This window comes from Haloferax sp. KTX1, from assembly GCF_902410085.1.
Classification (GTDB): Archaea; Halobacteriota; Halobacteria; order Halobacteriales; family Haloferacaceae; genus Haloferax; species Haloferax massiliensis.
In genome coordinates this window covers 1-474 of sequence record NZ_CABPRH010000131.1, presented here as the reverse complement: position 1 = coordinate 474, position 474 = coordinate 1, and the positions used below count along the sequence as shown (strand labels likewise).

The window sequence follows — 474 nt, the reverse complement described above, 5'->3', positions numbered from 1 at the left end:
GTCGCGGTTCATCACCGTATCGACGAGTTCGACGCCAGGCCCAGCGAGTGATAGCTGCCGCGCCGTGAACGCTGGCAGTATAGCCGACAACCGTCCGACTTTTGCCCACTGGGAGCATGGTCCCGACAATGGCTGACCTGCAACTCACCGACGACGTGCCGCCGGTTGCCGATGACGGCGTCTGGCTGGCCTGCATCGAGTGTGGTGAGACGTTCGCTCCCTTCGACGAGATTCGCTACACCTGCGACGACTGTGACGGCCTGCTTGAAGTCCGCTACGACGACCTGCCGACCTTCGACGAGTTCGATGGCTCGGGGGTCTGGCGGTACAACGCTGCCCTGCCCTTCGAAGAGGGTGTCACGCTCCCCGAGGGTGACACGCCGCTGCACGAGATGCCGCGCCTGAAAGACGACATCGGCGTGGACGCGCTCCGCGTGAAACACGAGGGGATGAACCCCACTGGCTCGTTCAAGG

1 pseudogene is annotated in these 474 nt (G+C 63.9%); it reads left to right on the top strand.

Annotated features, from left to right (window positions below):
* Positions 1-116 precede the first annotated feature (116 nt).
* Positions 117-474: pseudogene (locus FY251_RS21130) on the top strand (pyridoxal-phosphate dependent enzyme); the annotation flags it as partial.